The following is a 20,519-nucleotide window of genomic DNA, read 5'->3' as shown; positions in this document are numbered from 1 at the left end:
GAAGGGCGGCGCATTCACCGGTATTCGACCTGCCAGTGCTTGATCCCGTTGATGAAGCTCGACCGCAGCCGCTCCGGCGCGGAGACGGGCGTGAGGTGGGGGATGTGGTCGGCGATCGCGTTGAACATCAGGTCGATGGTCATCCTGGCGAGGTTGGCGCCGACACAGTAGTGCGCGCCCGTGCCACCAAACCCCAGGTGCGGGTTGGGATCCCGCATGATGTCGAATGTGTAGGGGTCGTCGAAGACGTCCTCGTCGAAGTTCGCCGACCGGTAGAACAACACCAGCCGCTGCCCCTTCTTGATCGCTACGCCGCCGAGCTCTGTATCGACCAGCGCCGTCCGCTGGAACGCCGTGATCGGCGACGCCCAGCGGATGATCTCGTCGGCGGCGGTCTTCGGTCGCTGCGCCTTGAACAACTCCCACTGCTCGGGGTTGTCGGTGAACGCCATCATTCCCTGGGTGATCGAGTTGCGGGTCGTCTCGTTGCCCGCCACCGTCAGCGTCACGACGAACATGCCGAACTCGGCCTCGGTCAGCTGCCCGTCTGCTTCGGAGTCGATCAGCGTGCTGACGATGTCTTCGCCGGGCTCCTCGGCCTTTCGCTGCGCTAATTGCATTGCGTACCAGATCAACTCGCCCGTTGCACCCAGTGAGTCGAATTCCGCGAACTCGGGGTCGTCGCCACCGATCATCTGGTTCGTCCATTCGAAGAGCTTGTTGCGGTCTTCCAGCGGAACACCGAGAAGCCCGGCGATGGCCTGCAGCGGCAGTTCGCGCGCGACCTGAAGGACGAAGTCGCCGGAGTCCTTGGCGGCGGCTTCAGCGGCGACGCGCTGTGCCCGCTCGTCGAGCTCGGCGCGAAGCCGGTCGACGGCGCGGGGCGTGAACCCGCGGGAGATGATCTTGCGTAGTCGGGCGTGTTCGGGGTCGTCCATCATCAGCATGGACAGCTTGGAGGCCTTGATCTGTCCCTCGACGTCCACCGACGGCTTGAAGTGGGGGACAACGGTCTTGGCCGCCGACGAGAACACGTCGCTGCGCAGCGACACCTCGCGGACGTCACGGTGCCTGCTGACCACCCAGAACCCACCGTCGCCGAACCCGCCGACATCGGCCGGCTGCTCGTTCCACCAGATCGGCGCAACCCGGCGGACCTCGGCGAGTTCCTCCGTCGGCAACCGGTGCGCGTAGATCTCGGGATCGGTGAAGTCGAAGCCGGGCGGCAGGTTGGGCGGGGCTTCGCGCAGGTGAGGAACGGATGGGCTCATGCGGAACTCCTCGGGTGGACCTTTTCGTGATGGTAGCCAGCGTTCGTGCATTACGGTGCCGATCATGGACGACGGCGTGCAGGAGTTCATGCGCTCCATGGACGACGCACGTACACCGGTCGAGACGATGACGCCGCAGCAGGCGCGGGCCGCGATCGCCGGTCGGCGGATTCCCGTCGCGAACCTCGACGATGTGGCGAGCGCCGAGGACCTCCTCATCCCCGGCCCCGCTGGCGACCTGGCCGTGCGGATCTACCGACCGCACGGCGACAGTCAGCCGCGCCCGGCGGTGGTGTTCGCGCACGGCGGCGGGTTCGTGCTCTGCGACCTCGACTCACACGACGGCTTCTGCCGGGCGATGTCGCGGTTCACCGAGACGGTCGTTGTGTCGGTGGACTACCGGTTGGCGCCGGAGCATCGGGCGCCCGCGGCCGTCGAGGATGTGTTCGCCGCGTGGTGTTGGGCGATCGAGCAGGCCGACGAACTCGGCGTCGACCCGTCGCGGGTGCTGATCGCGGGCGACAGCGCGGGCGGCAACCTCGCCGCCGTGACCGCCCTGATATGCCGCGAACGCAGTGCGCGGATGCCTGCCGGGCAACTGCTGATCTATCCGGTCATCGAGCCGTTCTTCGACACCGAGAGCTATCGCAAGTACTCGACGGGATATGTCAACACCCGCGATGCGATGCAGTATTACTGGCGGCAATACCTCGACGACAAGATGCCCTCGCCGGAGTATCTGGTGGCACCGGCCCGAGCCGAATCGCACGAGGGCCTGCCGCCCGCGATCGTGGTGACCGCCGGGTTCGACGTGCTGCACAGCGAGGGCGTGGCGTACGCGCAACGGCTCCGGCTCGCGAATGTGCCTGTGGTGCATCGTGATTACCCGGGCTTGTTTCACGGGTTCATGACAATCATGCCGTTCTCGGCCGGTGCTGCGGGCCGAGAATTGCTATGGGCCGATATGCGGGGGCTGCTCGCGACGGCGGTGGAGGTGTCAGCGTGAGTACGGACGCGATCGTGATCGGCGCGGGCTTCGCCGGGCTGTACGCCGTGCATCGCTGTCTGTCGGAGGGCATGTCTGTAACGGGTATCGAGGCGGCACCGAGCGTCGGCGGCACCTGGTACTGGAACCGCTATCCCGGCGCGCGCTGCGACGTCGAAAGTGTCGACTACTCATACTCTTTCGACGAAGACCTGCAGAACGAGTGGACGTGGACGGAGCGTTTTGCGGCGCAACCCGAGATCCTTGCGTATCTCGACCACGTCGCCGACCGGTACGACCTGCGGCGGCACTACCTCTTCGACACCGAGGTCGTCGGTGCCCGTTTCGATGCGGGCGAGTGGGTGGTGCAGACATCGACGGGCGAGACACACCGCGCCCGGTTTCTGTTGTGCGCGACGGGCTGCCTTTCGGCAGTGAACCGGCCCGACATTCCCGGCCTCGACGATTTCGCGGGGGAGGTGTATTTCACCGCGGCGTGGCCCCGCGGCGATCCAGATTTGCGCGGCAAGAAGATCGGCGTTATCGGCACGGGCTCGTCGGGCATCCAGGTGACGCCGATCCTCGCCGAGCAGGCCCAGTCGCTGGTGGTGTTCCAGCGGTCGCCGAACTACACGATCCCGATGCCGAACCACCCGTGGTCGGGCGAGGACGTCGCGCGCATCAAACGGGAGTATCCGGACCGCAGGCAGCGCTCGGCGTACGCACCCGCAGGCACACCGCACGGCACGTATCACAAGAACGCGCTCGACACGGATCCCGAGGAACGGGACGAGGCGATGTGGCTGCGCTGGCGCGACGGCGGCGTGCTGTTCAGCAAGACGTTCCCCGACCAGACGTCGGTGCTCGAGGCCAACGACATCGCGCGCCAGTTCGCCGAGGACCGCGTCCGCGAGATCGTCGACGACCCGGCCGTCGCCGAGGACCTGATCCCCACCGACCATCCGATCGGGACGAAGCGCATCTGCACCGACGCGGGCTACTACGCGACGTTCAACCGCGACAATGTGTTGCTGGTGAACCTGCGCCGCGAGCCGATCGAGGCGATCTCGCCAGACGGTGTGCGAACGGGCGAGGCCAACTACGAGTGCGATGTGCTGGTGTTCGCGACCGGCTTCGACGCGCTGACGGGCGCGATGACGCGGATCGACCCGACAGGCCAGGACGGGCAGCGGCTGTCGGAGATCTGGGCCGACGGCCCGGTCACCTTCCTGGGGGTAATGGTGCCGCGGCTGCCGAACCTGTTCAACTTCAGCGGGCCGGGCAGCCCCTCGGTGCTGGCGAACATGGTGCTGCATGCGGAGGTACAGGTGGACTGGGCCGTCGGGCTGATGGTCGAGTCGAGAAATCAAGGGATCACCGAGGTGGAGCCGCGCCGCGACGCCGCGCGGGCGTGGACGGCGCACGTGGCCGAGGCCGCGGAGCGCACGCTGTTCCCGAGGGCCGAGTCGTCGTGGTACCTGGGCTCCAACATCGACGGTAAGAAGCGCGTGTTCATGCCCTACATCGGCGGGTTCGGCAATTATCGCAGATCGTTGGACGATATTGCGGCCCAAGGCTATCCGGGATTGGTGCTCACGACGCGATGACGGTGCAACGACAGCGCGCCCGAGGGGCGAACACGGTACGGCATCTAGGGCTGCACCGCCCTGGCGTCGGCGCCCGGTTTGATCAGCCAAAGAGCCAGGATGATCGCCGCGATCGGGCCGACGGCCATAATCAGGCTCAACGTGTGAATCGCGTCGACCGCGTTGTGCGGCGCCTGCTCGACCACCAGCCGCGCCTGCTCCGGGTTGACCAGATGCGCTCCTCGGCCGCCGTGCACGGTCAGCAGGGCCTCGCGTGTTTCGGCGCGGGTGAGCCCGGACCCGGAGAGGTCGTGGACGCTGTCGGTGAGGAAGAGGTTGATCCCGACAAGCGCGAAGAGCGCAGGCCCGAGGGAGTAGCCGCCCTCGTTGACGGCGCTCTTGACGGCCGAGATGGCGCCGCCGAGCTCAGCGGGCGCGCTGCTCATCATGATCGTGGCCTGGGGTGTCGTGACGAGTGCGCCGCCGACCACGATGAGCGCCGTGGTGATGAACACCACCGGTCGAGACGTGTGCAGGTCGAACGACCTCAGCACCAGCAGGCCGGCGAGCATGACGGCGAGCCCGCCGACCAGCACCGTGCGGGCGCCGAACCGATTCGCGACAGGGCCGACGGAGAACGCCGCCAGCGCAGCCATCCCGGTGGCGGGAATCAACAGCAGACCCATCAGCTCGGGTGATTCCTTGCGGATGGTGACGAGATAGAAGGCCAGCAGGACCATCGACCCGCCGAGCACGATGTTGAACACCACCCCGGCGGTCACGGCCGCGTTGAACCGGCTCGAGCGGAAGACCCGCATGTCCAGTGCCGGAGCCGGGGTGCGGAGTTCCTGCATCACGAACGCGGCTGCGGCCACCAAGCCGACCGTGATGGATACCAGGCCGACGAGGTCGATGCCCGTCTCCATTCGCGAGGTACCGAAGATGATTCCCAACAGCGCGACAGCGAACAGCGCCAGTCCTACGAGGTCGAGGCGCCGGCTGGCGCGCACCGTTTCTGGCACGAATCGCCACGTGATGACCAAGCCAATGGCAGCGACGACCGGTACGGCGAAAAAGCATGCGCGCCAACCGATGGCGTGAGCCAGCGCGCCGCCGAGCGCGGGCAGCGGGGTTGCGACGGCGTATCCCACGCCGAAGTAGGCCGCGATTGCCGCGGCCCGCCGACCCGGCGGGAACACCGCGTTGGTGATCGCCAGCGACAGTCCGACCAGGAACGCCAGCGCCACCCCGGCACCTGCGCGGGCCACGATCAACACCGCCACGTTCGGCGCGGCGGCGGCCAGTGCACTGAACGCGACCGCGCCTGCCAACCCGATCAAGTACATGCGTCGCATGCCGTAGAGGTCGCCGAGAGCGCCCGCGCTGAGCACGGCGGCCGCAAGCGTCAAAGTGGCCAGGCTGGCCACGAATGTCGAGGTGGCACCCGAGATCTGCAGACCCTTCGAGACGACCTGCAGGTTGGCCGACAGGATGGTCGGGTCGCCGATCGAGATCGCATAGCCGAGGCCCATGGCGATGACCGTCATCACGGCCGCCAGGCCCGAGACGTATTGATGGTCCCTATCGGCAGGAGCATCCGTCGGCACGCGGTGGATGCTACGGGTCGTCGCGGGCCCGCTCAGCGAAATGCTGCGGTCATACACCGACTACATTCGCTTGGTTACTGGGCCAAAGGCGCCTGCCTCCGTCGTCGGCGGTGAAGTCATCGCGCTACAAGAGGTCGTACCATCTCGGCGACCGCTTGGTTGAACTCGTCTGGTTCGTCCACGAAGGGTTCATGCCCGGACTCGTCGAACCAGAGAACCTTTTTAGAGGTTGCGCTGAGCGCATCGAAATACGCCATGCTCGTCTCGGGTGGCACCCAGTGATCGTGTCGGCCGAGGAAGAAGAAGACAGGCACGCGCAACTCGGGAGCGTCCTGCAGGAGATTGAGGGAGCTCACCTCGTCCCACATCGCGGTCATCGAGAAGCGGAAGCCGCGGACCTGACGAGGCAGATCGAGAAGGGTCGACTCGGTGCCGCCGAGCGCGATCCGTCCGAATCGCCATAAGGCTCTCGGACCCAATTGTCCGTCGACGCGCTGCACCCAGGTCCGCTCCTTGAACACGCTGGACGCGGGATACGGCGGCGGGCCGATGGTGCGCAGGGCTTTAAGGGCTGTGCGGTTGTTGCGACGTTGCGCCTCGGCGAGCGCGTAGGCGTAGGAAGCCGACTCCGCGGCCGGCCAATCGCCGATCTGGCCCGTGCCGACGTAGGCGGCGACCCGTTGCGGGTAACGGGCGGCATACAGCACGCCGAGCGCGGACCCCCACGAATGTCCGTGGAGCACGACCTGCTCCTGGCCGACGCGGGCGCAGACCATGTCGACCAGCTCATCGAGGTCGGCGATGAATTGGTCGACTGTCATCGACGATTCAGAAAGCGACCGATCGAAAGATTTCCCCGCGCCGCGTTGGTCCCAGTAGACGACGGTGAATCGCTTCTCCAGATCGGAATTGAAGTGACGCAACAGACGGGTCTCGCTGAAACCCGGCCCGCCGTGCAGATGGATGAGCGGTGGGTTGGCGAGATTCTCGCCGCGGATCATCACCCATTGGTCGACGCCACCGAGGCGACAGTAACCGACTTCAGCGACACTTCCTGGCACGATCTCGCCCGCGGGCGTTCGAAACGAAGGTGTACGACGCGGGCGCCTCATGCATGCTTTCCAACGGTTTTATGTTCTCGAACCCACCCTTGCTCGGGTGGCTGGCAGGGAGTAGGGACCAATGGCCCGAGCTTGAGTGTCCAAAGTGCCGCGTTGGGCGAGTGTGCGGTTTCAATGTTGTGAGCGAAATATTCGCTCGGAGGCGGGCAGAACGATGCGCCGGCAGCGGCGTGTCAGAGTGCGATTCGCTCGCGGCTGGTTCGGACATCCCCGGTATCGGCATCGAAAAAGTACGTCCGCTCCTGCGGCATCTCGAGGCCGATTCGGGTGCCGGAGTCGAAGTCGGTGCCCGCGGGCGCCTGGATGATCACCCGCGCCTCCTTCGGCGCGGTAGCCGAGTCGTCATCGTGCACGTCGACCAGCGCGGTCACCAGGACGTGGCTGCCAAGCGGTTCGACGAAGTCGACGCGGGCGGGCACCATCCCCTCGGCGTAACTGCCGTGCAGCCGCAGGTGCTCGGGGCGCACCCCCACGGTCACCGGCCCGTCCGCTGACGGAACCGCCGTCAGGACGGCGTCGCCGACGTGCAGGACCCCGGAGCGGACCTCGGCCGGAAGCAGGTTCATCGGCGGACTGCCCATGAACGCGGCGACGAACGTGTTGGCAGGCCGGTTGTAGATGTCGTCGGTGGTGCCGATCTGTTGCACTTCGCCGCCCGCCATCACGCACAGCCGGTCGCCGAGCGTCATCGCTTCGACCTGGTCGTGGGTGACGTAGATCGACGTGACCGGTAGTTCGCGGTGCAGACGCTTGAGGTCGCCGCGGACCTGGTTGCGAAGTTTCGCGTCGAGGTTCGACAGCGGCTCGTCGAGCAGGAACGCCTGTGGCTTGCGCACCAGCGCGCGACCCATGGCGACCCGCTGGCGTTGGCCGCCCGACAGCTGGCCCGGCTTGCGGTCGAGGAGCTGGTCGATCTCCAACAGTGCAGCCGTCTCGCGCACCCGCCGATCGACCTCGGCGCGCGGCGTCCGTCGCTGCCGAAGGCCGTATGCCAGGTTGCGGTAGACCGACATGTGCGGGTAGAGCGCATAGTTCTGGAACACCATCGCGATGTCGCGGTCGCCGGGGGCCAGGTTGTTGACCACCGTGCCGCCGATCCTGATCTCGCCCGAGGACGGCTTGTCGAGCCCGGCCAACAGGCGAAGGGCGGTGCTCTTCCCGCACCCCGACGGGCCGACGAGGATGAGGAACTCGCCGTCCGCCACGGTCAGGTTGAGGCGGTTCAGCGCGACCACGCCACCCGGGTAACGCCGCGTGACGTCACGAAACTCGACTTCTGCCATGCTCAGCCTTTCAGTCCGGTGCTCGCGACCGATTGCACGAAGTAGCGCTGCGCTCCGATGAAAACCAGCAGCATCGGCAGCAGGCTCATCACGTTGGCCGCCATCAGCAGCGGCCACTTCACCCGGTGCGCCCCCTGGAAGTAGCTGAGCCCCAACGGGATCGTCATCTGGTCCTGCGACGTGATGACGATCAGCGGCCACAGGAAATCGTTCCAGGACGTCAGCACGGTTAGCGCGGCCAACGTCGACAGCGCGGGCAACGACAACGGCAGGATGATCTTGAACAGCACGCCGAGACGCGACGTCCCGTCGACCCTTGCGGCCTCCTCGAGTTCGACGGGAACGGTCTGGAAGAACTGGCGCAGGAAGAAGATGCCGAACGCCGTCGCCAGGTTCGGCAGCATCAGCGCGCCGATGTGGTCGATGCCCAGGCCCTCCCAGATGTTGTCGCCGAACCACTTGACGATGAGGAACACCGGGATCATCGTCACCTGGAACGGCACCATCAGCGTCGCCATCAGGGTGACGAAAAGCGCTCCGCGGCCGAGGAATCGGACCCGCGCGAACGCGTAGCCGGCAAGGCTGCAGACGATCAGGTTGCTTACGAGAACCACCAGCGTCACCAACGCGCTATTGACGAAGAAGTGTCCGAACGGCGCCGACGCCCACGCGTCGGCGTAGTTCTCGAAGCGCGGCGAATCGGGAATCAGCACCGGCGGAAAGCGGTTCGCCTCGCCTTCGGTCTCCAGCGACGTGATGAGCATCCACAGCAGCGGCACGATCAGGATGAACGTCAACGGGATCAGAACCAGGTGCCAGGGGCTGAACGGCAGCCACCGCCGAGACGTCGGATCAGGCGACTCGGTATCCGGCGCCACCGTTGATACGGGCGGCATCGCAGTGGTCGTCATGAGGTTGCCTGCCTGCGGGCGAGCCGGAACTGTAGGGCGGTGACGACCAGGATGACGACGAACAACGCGTACGCCATCGCCGCGGCGTACCCTGCGTCGAATTGCACGAACGCGCGGTCCCACAGGTAGTAGACGATGACGGTGGTGGCGCGCAGCGGCCCGCCGCGTGTGGTCACGTAGACCTCGTCGAACAGCTGCAGTGCGTTGATGGTCAGCCACACGACCATGAACAGGTTCGCGGGCCCGAGCAGCGGCACGGTGATGGTGCGGAACCGGGTGAACGCGGACGCCCCGTCGATCGCGGCCGCCTCGTGTAGTTCCGGCGGAACACCTTGCAGCGCAGCTAGATACACGATCACCGAGAAGCCCGTCCAGCCCCAGATCGTCATCGCGACGATCACGTACAGCGCCTGTGATGGTGACGCGAGGAACGGCTGCGACGGTGCGCCCACCGCGTTCAGTGCCGCGTTGACCAGGCCGTAGTCACGGTCGGTCAGCCACAGGAAGATGATGCCCTGCGAGATCGTCGACACTGCCATCGTGATGTAGGCGGCCGTGCGATAGACCGAGATGAAACGCACCGAGCGGTTCAACGCGACGGCGATGAACAAGCCGACGATCATCGTGCCCGGCACGAACAGCGCCGTGTAGACGATGGTGTGCTTGATCGCCTCCAGGAAGACCGGATCGTCGGCCAGCTTGCGGTAGTTGTCGAAGCCGACCCACGGCGTCTCGTCGCTGAGCAGGTCGGACTTCTGGAATGACAACTGCAGCGACATCAGCACCGGCAGCAGGCCGAAGATCCCGATCAGGATGGCCGCCGGACTGACCAGCGCCCATCCCGACACGGTGTCTGTGCGGCTCAGCCGCGCAAGCAGTGCAGGCATCTCCCTACTTCTCGGCCAGCTTCTCGTCGGCGGCCTTGGCTGCGCCGTCAAGGGCGGCCTTCGGCTGATCCTTGCCGAGCATGACAGACACGATCGCCTGCCCGAGCGCTTCCGACATCGCCGGATACTGCTCGACCTGCGGCCTGACGGTGTGGACGTTCTTCAGGTTCTCGACGAATTCGGCTGTGCCTGGGACGTTCTTGTTGAGCTCGTCGAGCACGGTCTTGTCGTCGCCGACCGAGGTGCGGATGGGCAGGTCGCCGGTCTGCAGCGAGAACGCCTTCACCTGTTCGGGCGCCGACAACCACTTCACGAAGTCGATGGCCGCCTGCTTGCGCTTGTCGCCGTTGTCGAACACCACCCAGTTGTCGGGTCCGGCGATGGTCTGATGCCCGCCGCTCGAACCGGGGTAGGTGGGCATCACCTGGACGCCGTAGGAGATGTCGGATAGCTGGCTGAGATCCCACGGTCCGGTGACCAGCATCGCGACCTTGCCGCTGTTCATCAGCTTCGGGCCGTTCTCGTTGGTGGTGTCGAGGTAGAGCGACTTGTCGTCGACGGCCATCTGCTGCAGCGTCGTCAGCGCCTTGACGCCTGCATCGGAGTTGAAGTCGGCCTTGGTGTTGTCGGAGTTCAGGATGTTGCCGCCGGCCTCCCAGAGCATCGGAAGCCAGTGCCAGACAGTGTCTTCGCTGCCATCGGCGGGGATCAGCCAGCCGTACTGGCCCTTGGCGGGATCGGTCAGCTTCTTGGCCGCGGCGCGGAAGTCGTCCCACGTCCAGTTCGGCGTCGGCGGCTCGACACCGGCGTCGGCGAACAGCTTCTTGTTGTAGACGATCGCGAGGTTGTCCACCAGTGCAGGCACGCCGATGACCTTGTCGTCGACGGTCGCGGCCTTGCGTTCCGCCTCGTAGAAGTCGTCCCACTTCCAGTCGGGCTTCGCCACCTCCTCGGTCATGTCGACGAGCGAAGAGATCTTGGCGATGTTCGGTGCCCATGACCCGAACATGTAGGCGACGTCGGGTGCGCTGTTGCCGCGGACAGCGGTCAGAACCTTCTGCAGCACAAGGTCGTTGGAGGAGTACAACTCGGACACCTTGACGTCCGGATGATCCTTGTTGTACTGGGCGACCAGGCCTTTGAAGGCCTCGCCCTCGGTGTCCTGGTAGCCGTGCCACACCTGGATCTCGGTGGGGCCGGATGGCTCGTTGCCGCCCCCGCCACCGCACGCGGCGAGGACGAGTGCAAGGACGGCGATCAGTGCGATCCACAACCTACGTCTAATCACGGTGACACTCCTTAGTTGGCGATATCTCGGGCGAGGATTGGAGCCGCCCCGGCGGCGACATCAGGCCGGGTACGCAGTTCCTTTGGAATAAGGTCGCCGTGCGCGGAGGTCAATTCGTCGCACAGTTCTGCGATCTGATCGACGGTCAGCGTCGCTGCGGTGTTCGGGTCGACCATGGCCGCCGCACGCACCAGCCGGGGATCGCCGTCGACCGCGGCGCGAACGGCCAGGTCAACGGGCCCGAGGAAATTCCGGTTGAGCGCCGCGCACTGCGGCGGCAGGTCGCCGACCTTCATGGGGTGTGCGCCAAGGGAGTCCAACAGCGTCGGCACTTCGACGGCCAACCCGTCGGGCAGGTTGGTGATCAGCCCGTCGTTGATCACGTTGGCGGAGATGACCCGCGGCGTGCCGGTCTCGAACGAGTGGATCACCTGCGGCGCGTATTCCGTGGAACTCGTATCGATCGTCAGCGACTGCGTGTCCGCTAATTCCGCTCGCACCCTGCGATATTCGGCGATGTTGGCTTCGCTGATGGAGACGTACTCGCCGACGTTGATGCGCAGCCGTTCGATCTCGTCGGGGCGATGCAGGTACCAACCGACGTACTCGCTGCTGTGCTCGCTCGTTTCGGTCGGGTAGTAACCCAGCCGCCGGTACATGTCGACCCGTACCCGCCTGCGTAGTTCCGGGTCGGCGGCAATGCGCTGGTCCAGCAGCGGGTAGAGGTTCTCGCCGCCGCGCTCCCACCGCAACACCCATGCCTGGTGGTTCACGCCTGCCGACCAGTAGGACACCTCGTCGTAGGGCACGTCGATGAGCTCACACAGGCCGACCATCGTCCAGTAGACGGAGTGGCACAGACCCAACACCTTCAGTTGTGGCGCGACGCGATGGAGGAACGTGACGTTCATGGCCATCGGGTTGGTGTAGTTCAGCAGCCACGCGTCGGGGCACACCGCTGCCATGTCGCGGGCGATACCCGCCAGGACCGGGAAGGTCCTCAGGCCGCGGAAGATTCCGCCGACGCCGATGGTGTCGGCGATGGTCTGGTTCAGGCCGTAGCGCGCCGGGATCTCGAAGTCGCGCACCGTGGCCTCGTGCATACCGACCGCGATGACGTTGATGACGTAGTTCGCGCCGTCCAGTGCGCGTCTGCGGTCGCTTGTCGCGACCACCTCCGGCGCAGCGCCTGCGGCGTGCGCGGTGGCCCTTGCGATGGCCTCGGCCGTCTGCAGCCGTTCATCGTCGATGTCGTGCAGCACCACCCGAACCGAGCCCAGCTCGGGGAACGACAGGATGTCGCCGAGCAGCTCGCGGGTGAACTCGACGCTGCCCGCGCCGATGATGACGATGGTGGGTTTCACTGCACCGCCCGACGTTTCGAGCTCGCCGGTGCATCGGCCACGACCGCTTCGGTGAGGGCCTCGCCGCGCTTCTCGTCGCTGTAGACCATCAACGTCGAGCCGACGAGAGCCAGCACGATACCGATCGCGCCGTAGGGGGTGGGCAGCGTCTGGTAGGCGATCAGCGAGATGATCACGGTGAGCGCAGGCGCCAGCGCGTTCGTCGTTGGCGCCACGATGGAGGCCTTGCCTCGGGCGAGGGCCATCACGAGGAACAGGGCGCCGACCGCGTTGAGCACCTGGGTGACTGCCGTCAATGCCGGTGCCTGCCAGGGGAAGTCGGTCGGAAGGCCGCCGACCATGATCAGCGCGACGGGGATCAGAAGCAGCCCGCTGATCGTCATCCATCCGAATGTGGTGGCTTCGTTGACGCCGATGGTCGCGGTCTTGCGCATGAAGTAGGCCTGTACGCCCCATGCCACGCAGATCAGGATCGCCAGCAGCAGCCACGGACCCTTCGATTCTTCGGTTTCGCCACCGGTGATGGTGAACAACACGATGGCCGCCAAGGCCATGACGAGGCCGACGACTGCCAGCGGCTTGAGCCGTTCGCGCAGGAGCACCATCGCCATCAGGACGGTGATCGCGGGGGAGATCGAGATGATCGGGAAGATGAGGTACGCCGGACCCATCGTCAGCGCCTGGAAAAGGATGAGCTGGCCGCCTGCGCCGGTCAGCCCGATCAGCAGCCCGTAGATCGTTGCGGCCGGGCGGCGGTCCCAGCGTTGGCCGCGCAGGATGACGGCGGCAGGGATGAGCATCGTCAGCGCCCAGATGCTGTAGATCATCTCGTCGGGGTATTCGTACTTCGTGGCGGGTAGGGCGGAGAACGCGCCCCAGACGCCCCAGAACAGGATGAGCAGGGCGGCGTAGAAGATCCAGCTACGGGTCCGCGTTGTAGTCGGTGTATCGGTCATCGTGACTTCACCTCGTCGAGTCGTTGTCGGAGAGTTGTTGCACGGCATCCGGAGTCAACGGATGTCCGCTGTGCTTGGCGGCGTACAAAGCGGCGCCCACCGCCGGGTCGAGCCTCGGACGTTGCAGGTCGTACTTGGCTTGAGCGCCATGCAGAGCGGCGACGAACAGCTTGAGAAAGCCCTCGTCGGAGAACATTCCGCCCGAGTAGGACACCGGGACGGTTTCGTCGTTGGTGAATCCGACCAGAGTCCGGGTGGTTTCGATCAATGTGACGAGCTCGTCGGCCGCCGCGGACAGGATGCGCTTCGACATGTCGTCGCCGGCGCGGGCGGCCTCGGTGACCGTCGTGGCCAGCGCGGCGATCTTGCTGCGATTGCCCTTCCAGGTGTCGATCACCAGGCTGACGACGTCGAGGTCTCCGCCGACCTCGAGGCGGTCCTTCATGAGTTGGTGCAGCGGGCCGGGCGGCATCCTGCCGTCGCTCATCCGGGAGAACGCGTTGAGCCCTTGGGCGGCAATCCAATATGCCGAGCCCTCGTCGCCGAAGAGCTCACCCCAGCCGCCGACCCGGTGGCCGACGCCCTGGCGCTCTCCGTAGGTCATCGACCCGGTCCCGCTGATGACGTTGATGCCGTCCTCGCCTGCGAGTGAGCCGGCCCAGCCGCACACCATGTCGTTGTTGCAGCTGTACCGGTCATGGCCGAGCACGCCTCGCGGGACGGCGTTGAGCGCCTCGATGTCGCCGCTGGCCTCGCCGTAGCCGGGGAGTCCGAAGAACGCGGCGTCGATATCGGAGGTCGCGATTCCAGCCTGGGTGCAGATGTCCGTAACGCCCTGTGCGAGCGACTTTTCAACGACGTCGAAGCCGTCGTTGAAGTAATAGGACGTCGGCGCGGCGGCGCGGGCGATGACACTGCCCGCGTCGTCGATGAGCGCGAGCGCCGTCTTCGAGCCCCCGCCGTCGACCCCGAGATACCGGGCCATGTCTACCCTCCGTTCCCTGTCATCGGATAGATGGTGACGCCTTGCACGACGCGGTTGACCTCACCGGACGGGAAGGGATTGTCGGGCGTCTTGCCGTGTTCCAGCGCGGTGAACAGCGCCAGATACTGGGCGAAAACCAGATACGGCAGCGCGACAAGGGTGTCGTCGAGACCCTCGAGCCCCGGCAGCGTCACAGCGGGTCCGTGCGTCTCGGGAATCGGCGCGGTGCTGATCACCGTGACGGCGTCCTGGCCCAACTGCGCGCGGATCTCGGTGATGATGTCGAGGTCGTAGCGACGGGTGTAGGGATCGGTGGAGACGTAGACGACGGCAAGCGTGTCGCCGTCGAGCGCGGACTTCGGTCCGTGCCGGAAGCCCAGCGGCGAGTCGAAGTAGGTGACCACCTCACCGGCGGTCAGTTCAAGCATCTTCAGCGCCGATTCGTGTGCGAGTCCCTCGAGAGGTCCGCTGCCCAGGTACACGAACCGTTGCTTCTTGGTCTTGGCAAGCGTCCGGATGTCGGGCTGCAGACCCGCGACGTGCTCGGCCGCGCGGGCGAGCGCTTCACCGTCGTCCGCGGTGGCGGGCCCGAGTAGTCGCAGACATGTCAACAGCATCGAGGTGAGGCTCGACGTCATGGCGAAGCCGGTGTCGTTGGTGCGATCCGGCATGTAGACGACGCAGGAGTTGGCGCGGCCGCTGTGCGCGCGGCTCAGTTGGCCGTCGCGATCGCAGGTCAGGATCAGATGCCAGACGTCGTCGACGAGTTCGTCGGCCAGCGCCGTGGTGGCGAGGCTTTCGGGGCTGTTGCCCGACCGGCCGAACGACACCAGCAGCGTGGGGGTGTGGCGCTCGAGGAAGTCGAGAGGGCCGGCGACGATGCTCGTCGTCGCGATGGCTTCGACCCGCCGCCCGAGATGGCGACGAAGGGCGGGCGCCGCGATCTCGCCGAGGAACGCCGAACTGCCTGCCCCGGTCAGGACGATCCGGATGTCGGGGCGGGCGATTACGTCGCGCAGGAACGCGGTCACCGCCTCGTCGTCGCGAGCCGCGACCTCACGCCAGACGTCGGGCTGCTGTCCGATCTCGAGAATCGTTGCGCCGCCGTCTTGCTGGGCGGGCGTGGAGATGGTCATTCGGCTGCTCCTGTGAAGGCGAGGGCATCGGCGGTGGTGCTACGACAGGCGCGGGAGTAGGGGCGCATCGCGTCGCGAATTCGATCGAGGACGAGGGACTGCGCGACGGGCTCGAGCTCACCGGCGCGTATCCGGTCGTACTGATAGGGCAGGAACTGGCTGATCAGCGGCATCGGGATGCCCGTGCGGTCGAGGTTCGCCAGCAGGTCCCGGCGCGCAGCGTCGACCTCGGCGTCGGCCCAGTAGTAGCGGAGCCGGTCGCTGTAGCTGTAACGGCGGGCCGTGCGTTGGGTGATCGGGTCGCCTTCGTAGTAGCTCCGCCAGTGTTCGGGGTTGGCCAGCATCCTGCGTTCGACGACCTCGATCAGGTTTGACCGGGAGGGCCGCGGGATCAGCTCCGCCTCGATCAGTGCCAGCGCGAACAGCGCTTCGCGCATCGCAAATGTCAACGCGGGCCCGACCTTGAGGACAGCCCAATGGTCTTCCACGAGTTCCCGCAGCTGCGCAGGCCGCTGGTAGTCGGTCGAATGCGCTTCGAAGACCAGGTGGTCCTCGTTGTCGAGAACGCGCCGCAACTCGACGGTCGCGCTTCGCTCGTAGTCGATGACGTGTAGGTGGTCGAACTCGACGCCGGGCTGCACGACGAGGGCCATGACGCGCGGCCAGACGTGTTGCAGCGCAGCCTCTTCGAAGGCGGTCCGATGCGCGGCGATCGTCTTTCGCGCCCGGTCGGCAGGCGTCGGGGTGAGGTGGTCGAGCGTCTCATGCGCTCCGCCGGGCACCGGCACCTCGGTGCCGATGACGTACATCGGTCCATCGGTGCCGCCGCGGTGTGCCGCGTCTTCGGCGACCCGCATCAGGCGGGCGGCCCGACCTGCGACGACTTCGTCGTCGAGGACCGTCGGGTCGTCGGCGCAGGACATGCTGCAGTCCAGATGGATCTTGGTGTAGCCGGCGTCGACGTAGGCGACGATCAGCGCCTCGGCCTTGGCCATTGCCGCACTTGCGAATTCGCGTCGCCAGCGATTTGGGCCGAGGTGGTCGCCACCGAGGACGACGCGGTTTCGCGCAAACGCGAGCCGGTCGGCGAGGCCGAGCACGAGATCCCGGAACTCCGCTGGACGTAGACCGGTGTACCCGCCGAACTGGTCGACCTGGTTCGACGTCGCCTCGATCAGGACGTAGCTGCCGTCGTCGGCGGCCTGCGCGATGGCCGCCTCCACCACGGTGGGGTGGGCCGAGCAGACGGAGTAGACGCCGACGGGCTCACCGGCCTTGTGGCGATTGATCGTGTCCGCCAGCCAGCCGGACGTTTGCAACATCCACCGATCATGAGAAGCTCGCTCATAGTGCGCAACGGATAGCCGCCAAGCGATCACTAAAACTGATCGTTTGCACTGATTACGAGGAGTCGCCGTCATGTCGATCAGGCGCACCGACCGGATGCGTGAGGTGCTGTCGCTCCTGCGCGAGCGCGGCGAGGTCGACTCCCAGGTGCTGCGCAAAGAACTGAGGGTGTCGGCGGCGACGCTGCGTCGCGACCTCAGCGAACTCGAGGAGCAGGGACTGCTGGTGCGCACGCACGGCGGGGCCAGGGCGCTCGATCCCAGTGGCAGTGAGATCCCGGTGCGGCTTCGCGATCATCGAATGGTCGCCATCAAGCGGCGGATCGCGCAGCACGCCGCTGCGCTGATACCCGCGGGTCCGCAGGCGGTCGCCTTGACAGGCGGGGTCACCACGGGCGAGGTGGCCCGATCGCTCAAGGGCCGCCCGCAGATGACGATCGTGACGAACTCGCTGACGATCGCGGCCGACTGCGCCGTCGACGCGCACATGAAGGTGATTGCGACCGGCGGGTTGGTGCGGGCGAATTCCCTTGAGGCAGTGGGCCCGATGTCCGAGCACGCCTTCCAGGTCATCACCGTCGGCACCGCGGTTCTCGGTGCGGATGGGATGTCGGCCGAGGTCGGCGCCACCACGTACGACGAGGCTGAAGCCCGCACCGCGATCGCCATGGCCGCCAACGCGCAACGAGTCGTCGTCGCCGTCGACGGTTCGAAGATTGGCAAGGTCACGCTCGCAAAGATGGTGTCGCTGAGCGAGATCGACCACCTGGTCACCGACACGACCGCCGATCCCCGACAGCTGGAGCACATCGCCGCGGCGGGCGTGCAGGTCCACGTGGTCGAGGTGGGCGACGACTGATCGTCGTCTTCACCCTTAGATCGCGGTGATCATGGCGGCCACCGGTCACCGCCGTGCTGCGCAGCCAGTCAACAAGAACGTAACAACAGTTCTATTGCAGCCTTCAACAGCGGGGAATAGCATCATTCGGATCCAGGGTCCTGAATCCTGGATCCGAGATCCGAACTCGCCTCCCGGCAGGAGATCATGCGAAGAACTGCAGAAATCGCGGGCGCCGGCCTGTCGGGATTGCTTCTGGCGACCAGGCTGGCTCAACTCGGATGGACGGTTCGCCTGCACGAACGCAACGCAGATCTGCGCATGTTCGGGGCCGGGATCTGGATCTGGGAAAGCGGACTGCGCGCTCTTGAGGTCGTCGGTGCTTACGACCGGGCGACCGCCCGGGCTCGGACAATCGCGGAATGGCGGATAGCCGACCGCAATGGCCGCACCTTGATGTCCCGGCCAACCACCCCCAGCGACCGCCTGCTGCTGCCGCCGCGGGCTGACCTCTACGAAGCGCTGATCACCCAGGCCGGGTACTTCGGCGTCGACATCCAGACGTCCTCGACGGCGGTCAGCATCACCCCTGATGGCGTCATGCAGATGCTGGACGGAACCGAACACAAAGCCGACCTCGTCGTGGCCGCCGACGGAACGTATTCGCGGCTGCGCGAATCGATTCTGGCGACCGGATGGGTGGACTACGGCGTGGAGGCGGGCATCCGCATGCTGATCGACCGCAATGACGGCGATCCCGAAGACACCATCATCGAGTATTGGCATGGCCGACGCCGGCTCCTCTACAACCCGTGCACCGACGGCCAGGACTACATCTTCCTCAGCGCCCCGGTTGATGATGAACGTGCCAGCACAATGCCCGTCGACCGTGACCTGTGGAGCACCGCGTTCCCGATCGCCGCCAACCTCGTCGAACGATTCGCCGAAGCCAGCCGCTGGGATCGGTTGGTCAACGTGCGTTGCCGGCACTGGTCCAAAGGCCACGCCGCGGTGATCGGCGACGCCGCCCACGCCATGCCGCCGAATCTTGGGCAGGCGGCGAACACCGCGTTCATCAACGCCATGGCTTTAGCCATGATCCTCGAAGGCGAATCCGACATTCCCACCGCACTTCTCCGCTGGGAGAAGGAATGTCGAGGACTCTCCGACCACGTGCAGTGGTGGTCGTACCTGTACGGATTCGTCCTCGCCAAGGTGCCGGAGCGACTCGACCCTGTGCGCGCACGCATGCTGCGGTCGGTATCGGGCACACGAGCCTTCCAGAACGCCCTGAACAAGGGCGCACGCACGGTACCCGCCGGCGCGCGCTTAGACCCCGTTCGTACGTGAACTCCCCAGACATCAGGAGGCCCGCAGGTGAAGTACGCGTCGTTTCTCGGTCCGACCGGCATCGTCGCCGGCGTGGTGCGCGACGGCGCTGTTCTCCCGCTCAGCGGCGGCGATTCGGTCGACTGGGCCGGGCAGCCGACCGGTCTGCTCGAGCACATCGCCAGTGGCGCCGACGCCGTCACAACGGGGGAGGAAGTCCCGCTGGATTCAGTGAAGCTCGTCGCACCGATACCGGTACCCCGCCGCAACATCATCTGCATCGGCCAGAACTACGTGGCGCACTCGGTCGAATTCGACGCTTCGGGTTTCAATGCCACTGCAGGACGGGGGATTCCAGATCGACCGGTGGTCTTCACCAAGGCGCCGACGACGGTCATCGGTCCCAACGACGTGATCCCGGCCCATGATGAGTTGACCCAATCGCTGGACTACGAAGCCGAACTCGCCGTCATCATCGGCAATACTGGCAAGAACATCTCCCGCGACGACGCGATGTCACACGTGTGGGGCTACACCATCGTCAACGACGTCACCGCCCGCGACATCCAGCACGCCCACCGGCAGTGGTTTCTCGGCAAGTCGAAGGACGGTCTGTGCCCGATGGGGCCTTACGCGGTGACCGCCGACGAGATCGACTACCGCGACGTTCTCATCGAAACCCGCATCAACGGCGAACTACGACAGAGCGCCAAGACGGTCGACCTGATCTTCGACATACCGGAACTGATCGCCACCATCAGTGCAGGCATGACGCTGCTACCCGGCGACATCATCGCCACCGGCACTCCGCCGGGGGTCGGCATCGGGTTTGACCCGCCGCGCTTCCTGCGCGCCGGGGACGTCATCGAGATGTCCATCTCCGGGTTGGGCACTCTCGTGAACACCGTTGGGGCGGGAGGAGATCAATGACAACAAGAACCGAGGGGCTCGCCGGGGGAATGGACGCGATCGCACCGATATCGCGCAGCACCGTGCGCGACGCCGTCCGCGACGCGCTACGCGATCTCATCATCAGCGGCGGTGTGGACACCGATGTTCCGTTGCGCCAGGATGAGCTCGCCGCACGTCTCAATGTCAGTCGGACACCGCTGCGTGAGGCGCTGCACGGGCTGGCCAGTGAAGGTCTTGTGACCATCGATCCCCGCCGCGGCGCCGTGGTGACCAAGCCCACCGTGAAGCAGCTGTTGGATCTTTATGAGATCCGCGAGCAGCTCGAGGTGTATGCGGGACGGAAGGTCGTCGCACTCGCCGACACCACCCATATCGGCGAGATCGCCGCCATCAACGACCGGATGGCCGCAGTGGATGACCCCGTCGCGTGGGCGCAACTGAACCAGCAGTTCCATGCGGCCATCTATGCCCCGTGCGCCAACGTGGAGTTGGTCGCCCTGATCGGCACGCTCGCCGCACGCGCCAAGTTCTACGTACGAATCCTGGTTTCGAGCAGACCGCCCGCGTTGGATGCCGTCCACGGGCATCAGGAAATGCTCGATGCCCTACGGGCCGGGGATGCTGACGCGATGGAGGCTGCGATCCGACGCCACCTTCGCTCGACCGTTGAGCACGTCGCCCCGACGCTTCCGGAATAACCACGAAATGGGAGAG

18 protein-coding genes are annotated in these 20,519 nt (G+C 65.9%); 6 read left to right on the top strand and 12 right to left on the bottom strand.

Going from position 1 to position 20,519, the window contains the following annotated elements; translation table 11 throughout:
- Positions 1–14: 14 nt before the first annotated feature.
- Positions 15–1,271 (bottom strand): cytochrome P450, encoded by a 1,257-nt coding sequence (locus D6M19_RS18600; RefSeq protein WP_123026770.1) that lies wholly within the window; start codon positions 1,269–1,271, stop codon positions 15–17.
- A 64-nt stretch (positions 1,272–1,335) separates the two neighbouring features.
- On the opposite strand from D6M19_RS18600, the gene D6M19_RS18595 reads away from it, so the two are divergent.
- Both D6M19_RS18595 and D6M19_RS18590 read left to right on the top strand, forming a co-directional pair.
- Positions 1,336–2,277 carry an alpha/beta hydrolase gene (locus D6M19_RS18595; protein WP_123026721.1) on the top strand — a complete coding sequence of 314 codons (942 nt, stop codon included), beginning with the start codon at positions 1,336–1,338 and terminating at the stop codon, positions 2,275–2,277.
- Positions 2,226–3,863 (top strand): flavin-containing monooxygenase, encoded by a 1,638-nt coding sequence (locus D6M19_RS18590; RefSeq protein ID WP_123026720.1) that lies wholly within the window; start codon positions 2,226–2,228, stop codon positions 3,861–3,863. Before D6M19_RS18595 ends, D6M19_RS18590 begins: the two co-directional genes overlap by 52 nt.
- Positions 3,864–3,907: 44 nt before the next feature.
- Here D6M19_RS18590 and D6M19_RS18585 read toward each other — a convergent pair whose 3' ends face one another.
- The 11 genes from D6M19_RS18585 to D6M19_RS18535 all read right to left on the bottom strand — a co-directional run bounded on the left by D6M19_RS18585 (position 3,908) and on the right by D6M19_RS18535 (position 16,702).
- Complete coding sequence (locus tag D6M19_RS18585; RefSeq protein ID WP_234834928.1) at positions 3,908–5,449, bottom strand: MFS transporter; 1,542 nt, start codon at positions 5,447–5,449, stop codon at positions 3,908–3,910.
- A 116-nt stretch (positions 5,450–5,565) separates the two neighbouring features.
- Complete coding sequence (locus D6M19_RS18580) at positions 5,566–6,510, bottom strand: alpha/beta fold hydrolase (RefSeq protein ID WP_234834927.1); 945 nt, start codon at positions 6,508–6,510, stop codon at positions 5,566–5,568.
- A gap of 233 nt (positions 6,511–6,743) precedes the next feature.
- Positions 6,744–7,853: an ABC transporter ATP-binding protein gene (locus D6M19_RS18575; RefSeq protein ID WP_123026718.1), complete on the bottom strand. Its 1,110-nt coding sequence runs from the start codon at positions 7,851–7,853 to the stop codon at positions 6,744–6,746.
- Positions 7,854–7,855: 2 nt separating this feature from the next.
- Positions 7,856–8,764 carry a carbohydrate ABC transporter permease gene (locus D6M19_RS18570; RefSeq protein ID WP_123026717.1) on the bottom strand — a complete coding sequence of 303 codons (909 nt, stop codon included), beginning with the start codon at positions 8,762–8,764 and terminating at the stop codon, positions 7,856–7,858.
- The gene (locus D6M19_RS18565) at positions 8,761–9,651 is read right to left on the bottom strand and encodes a carbohydrate ABC transporter permease (RefSeq protein WP_123026716.1); all 891 of its coding nucleotides are present in this window, start codon (positions 9,649–9,651) and stop codon (positions 8,761–8,763) included. Before D6M19_RS18565 ends, D6M19_RS18570 begins: the two co-directional genes overlap by 4 nt.
- A 4-nt stretch (positions 9,652–9,655) precedes the next feature.
- Positions 9,656–10,939 (bottom strand): ABC transporter substrate-binding protein, encoded by a 1,284-nt coding sequence (locus D6M19_RS18560; RefSeq protein WP_123026715.1) that lies wholly within the window; start codon positions 10,937–10,939, stop codon positions 9,656–9,658.
- A gap of 11 nt (positions 10,940–10,950) precedes the next feature.
- Positions 10,951–12,303: an alpha-glucosidase/alpha-galactosidase gene (gene melA / locus D6M19_RS18555; protein ID WP_123026714.1), complete on the bottom strand. Its 1,353-nt coding sequence runs from the start codon at positions 12,301–12,303 to the stop codon at positions 10,951–10,953.
- Positions 12,300–13,259 carry a DMT family transporter gene (locus D6M19_RS18550; RefSeq protein ID WP_123026713.1) on the bottom strand — a complete coding sequence of 320 codons (960 nt, stop codon included), beginning with the start codon at positions 13,257–13,259 and terminating at the stop codon, positions 12,300–12,302. Before D6M19_RS18550 ends, melA begins: the two co-directional genes overlap by 4 nt.
- Positions 13,260–13,266: 7 nt before the next feature.
- Positions 13,267–14,244 (bottom strand): N-acetylglucosamine kinase, encoded by a 978-nt coding sequence (locus D6M19_RS18545; protein ID WP_123026712.1) that lies wholly within the window; start codon positions 14,242–14,244, stop codon positions 13,267–13,269.
- Between the two features lie 2 nt (positions 14,245–14,246).
- Positions 14,247–15,380, bottom strand: coding sequence for an SIS domain-containing protein (locus D6M19_RS18540; protein ID WP_123026711.1), 1,134 nt, complete (start codon positions 15,378–15,380; stop codon positions 14,247–14,249).
- Positions 15,377–16,702, bottom strand: coding sequence for a D-tagatose-bisphosphate aldolase, class II, non-catalytic subunit (locus D6M19_RS18535; protein ID WP_123026710.1), 1,326 nt, complete (start codon positions 16,700–16,702; stop codon positions 15,377–15,379). The genes D6M19_RS18540 and D6M19_RS18535 overlap by 4 nt, the downstream gene beginning before the upstream one ends.
- 97 nt (positions 16,703–16,799) lie before the next feature.
- Between D6M19_RS18535 and D6M19_RS18530 the strand changes: the two genes are divergently transcribed.
- The 4 genes from D6M19_RS18530 (at position 16,800) to D6M19_RS18515 (ending at position 20,503) form a co-directional block, all read left to right on the top strand.
- Complete coding sequence (locus tag D6M19_RS18530) at positions 16,800–17,585, top strand: DeoR/GlpR family DNA-binding transcription regulator (protein ID WP_123026709.1); 786 nt, start codon at positions 16,800–16,802, stop codon at positions 17,583–17,585.
- Positions 17,586–17,771: 186 nt separating this feature from the next.
- On the top strand, positions 17,772–18,914 hold the full coding sequence (locus tag D6M19_RS18525; RefSeq protein ID WP_123026708.1) for an FAD-dependent oxidoreductase: 1,143 nt from the start codon (positions 17,772–17,774) through the stop codon (positions 18,912–18,914).
- A 27-nt stretch (positions 18,915–18,941) separates the two neighbouring features.
- Positions 18,942–19,823 carry a fumarylacetoacetate hydrolase family protein gene (locus tag D6M19_RS18520; RefSeq protein WP_123026707.1) on the top strand — a complete coding sequence of 294 codons (882 nt, stop codon included), beginning with the start codon at positions 18,942–18,944 and terminating at the stop codon, positions 19,821–19,823.
- Entirely contained in the window at positions 19,820–20,503 is a 684-nt protein-coding gene (locus D6M19_RS18515) for a GntR family transcriptional regulator (protein WP_123026706.1), read from the top strand. The genes D6M19_RS18520 and D6M19_RS18515 overlap by 4 nt, the downstream gene beginning before the upstream one ends.
- Positions 20,504–20,519 lie beyond the last annotated feature (16 nt).

This window comes from Mycolicibacterium stellerae, assembly GCF_003719305.1.
GTDB classification, from domain to species: Bacteria; Actinomycetota; Actinomycetes; order Mycobacteriales; family Mycobacteriaceae; genus Mycobacterium; species Mycobacterium stellerae.
The sequence above is the reverse complement of the archived record's forward strand: the minus strand, read 5'-3'. Positions and strand labels throughout refer to the sequence as shown.